At 59.9% G+C, this 4,713-nt stretch carries 6 protein-coding genes; 1 reads left to right on the forward strand and 5 read right to left on the reverse strand.

Going from position 1 to position 4,713, the window contains the following annotated elements; all coding sequences use genetic code 11:
• Positions 1 to 259: 259 nt before the first annotated feature.
• The 5 genes from CVS27_RS20160 to fdxA all read right to left on the reverse strand — a co-directional run bounded on the left by CVS27_RS20160 (position 260) and on the right by fdxA (position 4,220).
• Complete coding sequence (locus CVS27_RS20160) at positions 260 to 883, reverse strand: TetR/AcrR family transcriptional regulator (RefSeq protein ID WP_103467635.1); 624 nt, start codon at positions 881 to 883, stop codon at positions 260 to 262.
• 57 nt (positions 884 to 940) lie between these two features.
• The gene (locus CVS27_RS20165; RefSeq protein WP_133163013.1) at positions 941 to 1,126 is read right to left on the reverse strand and encodes a hypothetical protein; all 186 of its coding nucleotides are present in this window, start codon (positions 1,124 to 1,126) and stop codon (positions 941 to 943) included.
• A gap of 101 nt (positions 1,127 to 1,227) precedes the next feature.
• The gene (locus CVS27_RS20170; protein WP_103467637.1) at positions 1,228 to 2,511 is read right to left on the reverse strand and encodes a citrate synthase; all 1,284 of its coding nucleotides are present in this window, start codon (positions 2,509 to 2,511) and stop codon (positions 1,228 to 1,230) included.
• 211 nt (positions 2,512 to 2,722) lie between these two features.
• Positions 2,723 to 3,886: a succinyldiaminopimelate transaminase gene (dapC, locus tag CVS27_RS20175; RefSeq protein ID WP_103467638.1), complete on the reverse strand. Its 1,164-nt coding sequence runs from the start codon at positions 3,884 to 3,886 to the stop codon at positions 2,723 to 2,725.
• A gap of 10 nt (positions 3,887 to 3,896) precedes the next feature.
• Positions 3,897 to 4,220: a ferredoxin gene (fdxA, locus tag CVS27_RS20180; RefSeq protein WP_054012064.1), complete on the reverse strand. Its 324-nt coding sequence runs from the start codon at positions 4,218 to 4,220 to the stop codon at positions 3,897 to 3,899.
• Positions 4,221 to 4,331: 111 nt separating this feature from the next.
• Here fdxA and CVS27_RS20185 point away from each other — a divergent pair, with 111 nt between their 5' ends.
• Complete coding sequence (locus tag CVS27_RS20185; protein WP_103467639.1) at positions 4,332 to 4,565, forward strand: putative acetyltransferase; 234 nt, start codon at positions 4,332 to 4,334, stop codon at positions 4,563 to 4,565.
• Positions 4,566 to 4,713 lie beyond the last annotated feature (148 nt).

The following is a 4,713-nucleotide window of genomic DNA, read 5'->3' on the forward strand; positions in this document are numbered from 1 at the left end:
TCCATGAATAATTATCTCCTCCTGCCCCACCAAACATGAATGAGAAAAACTCTCTCACTCAAGGCTGGCACGTAGGGGAAGAGGGTGGAAATCAAGGAACGCTCGCGCAGAAGAGGGTGGAAAATATGAAACCCTCGCTCACCCCAAAGCGCTGGTCCATGGCAAACTGCGCGAGCGTTCCCTAAAACGGCCCCGTTGCTGCAGGAGCGTTGGTTAAAAAGGCCCCGCAACTGAGCGAGCGTTGGTGGTTTGCGGGGGGCTAGGGGGTGATGAGGTCTACCAGGTGTCGCCGGAGGGTTGCCAGGCCGTGCTCGGGAGCTGACCACGCCGGCTGCAGAACCATGCGCAGGCTCAAACCGTCGAGGACGGCTATGAGCCGTTCAGCCTCGTCCACCGGCGCCAGAACCTTGGTCGCCAAAGGGCTTTCCATCAATTGCAACACCACCCGTCCCACCACTGCCCCCGTGGCGCGGTAGTCGTCCTGGGCGGCATCGGAAAGTAATGTGTTGGTGCGTGCGTCCAGCATGAACTCCATGTGCACCACGGCATCCGCACGGCGGGGTTCATCCAATGGCAGCAATTCAGCTAGAACGCCGGAACACTTCTCCACCAAGGCTTCGCGCTCAGCGGGGAGTTCCTCCGCCTCCAGTGCTTCCAACTTTTCCAGCGCCCGCAGGTGAATGCGCTCAGAATTGACCCTGAAAGCAAACTCCATCAGTTCAGCCTGGTCGTCAAAATAGTGCCGCACCGAGCCCAGCGCCAGACCGGCTCTTTGGGCCACGTTACGTAGCGAAGCTTGTGTCAGCCCTCGCTCGGCAATGACGTGGAATACGGCATCTGCCACAAGTTCGCGGCGCTGGTCTGCATCAACAATTTTCGGCACACATCTTTTTTAGCACAGATGTTTCACAAATACTCAACCGCCGGACCATGCGGGTCACTATTTGGACGCGGCAGCGTTCTTCTTCTTGTCAAGGTACAGCAGAACCAGCAACGCAATCATGACGACCAAGGCACCAATGAAGAATGGCACGAAAACGGCCTTGCCAAGCAGCACCATGATCCCCAACACCACAACCACAATGGGGAAGGCCATGGAGAAGGTGTGCAGCAACAGTGTAGACATTTTCATATTTATTACTTTCATCCCGGGTTACGCAAAGGAAAAGCGGCGGGCGACTCCCCAAGGGAAAGTCTCCCGCCGCCGTCGTACTCTAGAAAAACAGGTTACCGCGAAGGGTACATGCGCTCCGGCTCGCCTGTGTACAGCTGGCGCGGGCGGCCGATCTTTGTCTGCGGGTCCTTCATCATTTCGCGCCACTGGGCAATCCAGCCCGGCAGGCGGCCAATGGCGAACAAGACGGTGAACATCTTCTCGGGGAAGCCCATGGCCTTGTAGATCAGGCCTGTGTAGAAGTCCACGTTGGGGTAGAGCTTGCGGGAGATGAAGTACTCATCCGTCAGCGCAACCTCTTCCAGACGCATGGCAATGGCGAGGAGTTCGTCGTTGCCGCCGAGCTTCTCGAGGATCTCGTGGGCCGTGGCCTTGACGATCGTGGCGCGCGGATCGTAGTTCTTGTAGACGCGGTGTCCGAAGCCCATGAGCTTCACGCCGTCTTCCTTGTTCTTCACGCGCTCAACAAACTTCTCCACGGGCTCGCCGCTGGCCTGGATATCGCGGAGCATGTTCAGCACGGCCTCGTTGGCGCCGCCGTGCAGCGGGCCGAAGAGGGCGTTGATGCCGGCGGAAACAGAGGCAAACATGTTGGCGTTTGCGCTGCCCACCAGGCGAACGGTTGAGGTGGAGCAGTTCTGCTCGTGGTCTGCGTGCAGGATCAGCAGCAGGTCAAGGGCCTTGACCACTACCGGGTCCATTTCGTAGGGCTCGGCCGGCAGGCCGAAACTCAAGCGCAGGTAGTTCTCCACCAGGTTCATGGAGTTGTCCGGGTACAGCATGGGCTGGCCGATGGACTTCTTGTACGCGTAGGCGGCGATGACGGGCATCTTGGCCATCAGGCGGATGGTGGCCATCTCCACCTGCTCGTCGTCGAACGGGTCCAGGGAGTCCTGGTAGAACGTGGACAGCGCGGAGACGGCCGAGGACAGCACCGGCATGGGGTGTGCGTCCCGCGGGAAGCCGCCAAAGAAGCCCTTGAGGTCCTCGTGCAGCATGGTGTGGCGGCGGATGCGCTGATCGAAGGCTTCCAGTTCTGCCGGGGTGGGCAGGTTCCCGTAGATCAACAGGAAGGAAACTTCCAGGAAGCTGGAGTGTTCTGCCAGTTCTTCGATGGGGTATCCGCGGTAGCGCAGGATGCCCTTGTCACCGTCGATGTAGGTGATGGCAGAGGAGGTGGCCGCGGTGTTCATAAAGCCGGGGTCATACGTGACAGCGCCGGTTGTCTTCAGGAGCTTGGAAACGTCGTACCCGGCGTTGCCTTCAACTGCTTCGAGTCGCGGAAGTTCAAGTTCTCCGCCGTCGTAGCGCAGCGTAGCGCTCGTGGAATCAGACATGGAGTCCCCTTCATGAGGTAGCCTTCAAAAGGCTTTGGTTAGTTCAATGCAAGTTTTCCGTCCGCGTGATTTCCGCGTCCGTTGAGGTGAAAACCCAAGAAAAACTCAGCAAATTAAGCGTCCGGTAGCCTAGACGGCTATCTACGAAACTACCGCTTTAAGGGCCTTCAAGACTAATCCTGAGGCCAAAAAGTGGCTACTTTGCACAAAATCACAATGTTTTTGCGCCGAGTCGACTCACTGCTGCGCTAATACGTTCATCACTAGCTGTTAGTGCTACCCGGACAAAACCGTTTCCGGCCTCGCCATAGAAGGTGCCTGGACCGGCCAAAATGCCCAGCTCCGCAAGGCGCCCAATGGTTGTCCAGGTGTCTTCCCCGGCCGTGCACCACAGGTACAGTCCGGCTTCAGAATGGTGAATGGTGAGCCCAAAGGCTTCCAAGGCGCCCACTAGCTGTTCCCGCCGCAGGCGGTACTTGTCCTTCTGTTCCTTAACATGCGCATCGTCGCCCAGGGCAACGCGCATGGCCTCCTGGACGGGGTACGGCACAATCATGCCAGCGTGTTTGCGGCTGTTGATCATGTTCGCCATGATGGCGCTGTCGCCAGCCACGAACGCGGCCCGGTAACCGGCCACATTTGACTGCTTGCTCAGGGAGTAAACGGCCAGCAGGCCGTCATTCGATCCGCCGGAAACGCGGGCATCCAGCACACTGGGAACTGCCTCGCCACCGTTTTCGGTGTCCCACGCTCCCCAGCCAAGCTCGCCGTAGCATTCATCGGAGGCCACAACAGCACCAATGGCCCGGGCCTGCTCAACCAGCACCTTCAGCTCGGCCACGCCGCGCACAATCCCCGTGGGGTTGCCCGGGGAGTTGACCCACACCAGGCGCACCTTGGCGAGGGTTTCGGCGTCGAGCTCCGCCAGGGAATCCGCGGCAACCGGGGTGGCTCCGGCAAACACAGCCCCCATTTCATAGGTGGGGTAGGCAACTTTGGGACGGACCACAACGTCGCCGGCACCCAGACCCAGCAGCAGGGGCAGCCAGGCAACCAGTTCCTTGGAACCCACTGTGGGCATGACGTCGGCTGGGTCGAGCCCGGCAACGTTTCGGCGGCGCGCAAACCAGTCAACAATGGCCTGGCGCAAGGCCAGCGTGCCATGCGTGGTGGGATAGCCCGGCGCATCCGCAGCCGCCTTCAGGGCGTCCTGAATCAGGGCAGGGGTGGGGTCCACGGGCGTGCCGATGGAAAGATTCACCACACCGTGCGGGTGCTTGGCTGCCGTGGCCTGATAGGGAGCCAAGGCATCCCAAGGATACTCAGGAAGCTGGAGGCCAAATTGCCGGGACGCGTGCTGCGGGGCCGAGGTCATGGGTAACTAATCAGTCCTGATTCTGCGGCGGCAAGGCCGCAACGAACGGATGGTCGGTGTGCGTGTTGCCAATCTTGGCCGCGCCGCCGGGAGAACCCAAAACATCGAAGAATTCAACGTTGGCCTTGTAGTACTCGGCCCACTCATCCGGAGTGTCATCCTCGTAGTAGATGGCCTCTACGGGACAAACAGGCTCACAGGCGCCACAGTCAACACACTCGTCGGGGTGGATGTAGAGCGAGCGTTCGCCTTCGTAGATACAGTCAACAGGGCATTCCTCAACACATGCCTTGTCCTTGACATCCACGCATGGCTGCGCAATTACGTACGTCACGAACCCCAACCTTCCTCAAAAGTTCAATGGGCGGCGCACAAAAAGCACCGCTTGACCCATTATCCCCCACCACCGCCGTGCCCGCACCTCCGAGAGACTTAGTATGAAGAGGTGAACAGTGCACTTGAGCGCCTGACCCAACTTCCGCTGGGCACGCGCGTGGTAATCCGCTACAGGATCGGCTCCGGCCTCACGGACGCCTTGGGCGATCTTGTGGCCCGTGACGATCTCGGCTGTACCGTCGCCACCCGCACCGGGACCCTCACCATAAAGTTCGACGACGTCCAACTCGCCAAGGCGGTTCCCCCGCCCCCGCCGCGGCGCGAACGCCGCATGCAGCACTAGCTGCTGACCAGGCGCCTGACGATGCAGCTGCCGTGCCCGCAGGGCCCTGCTTCCTAACGCTCGCGCAGATACGGTATCTGTCAACCTGTTTGAGAGAGATTGACGTTTTGTTGAGTTCGTTGTTTGGGGTCGTTGATGGCGACGTAGG

It is taken from the genome of Arthrobacter glacialis, from assembly GCF_002909445.1.
Classification (GTDB): Bacteria; Actinomycetota; Actinomycetes; order Actinomycetales; family Micrococcaceae; genus Specibacter; species Specibacter glacialis.

Excerpts from the sequence above, each read along its gene's own strand:
- CVS27_RS20165 (WP_133163013.1), bottom strand. The coding sequence starts at position 1,126 with ATGTCTACACTGTTGCTGCACACCTTCTCCATGGCCTTCCCCATTGTG.
- CVS27_RS20170 (WP_103467637.1), bottom strand. The coding sequence starts at position 2,511 with ATGTCTGATTCCACGAGCGCTACGCTGCGCTACGACGGCGGAGAACTT.
- dapC (WP_103467638.1), bottom strand. The coding sequence starts at position 3,886 with ATGACCTCGGCCCCGCAGCACGCGTCCCGGCAATTTGGCCTCCAGCTT.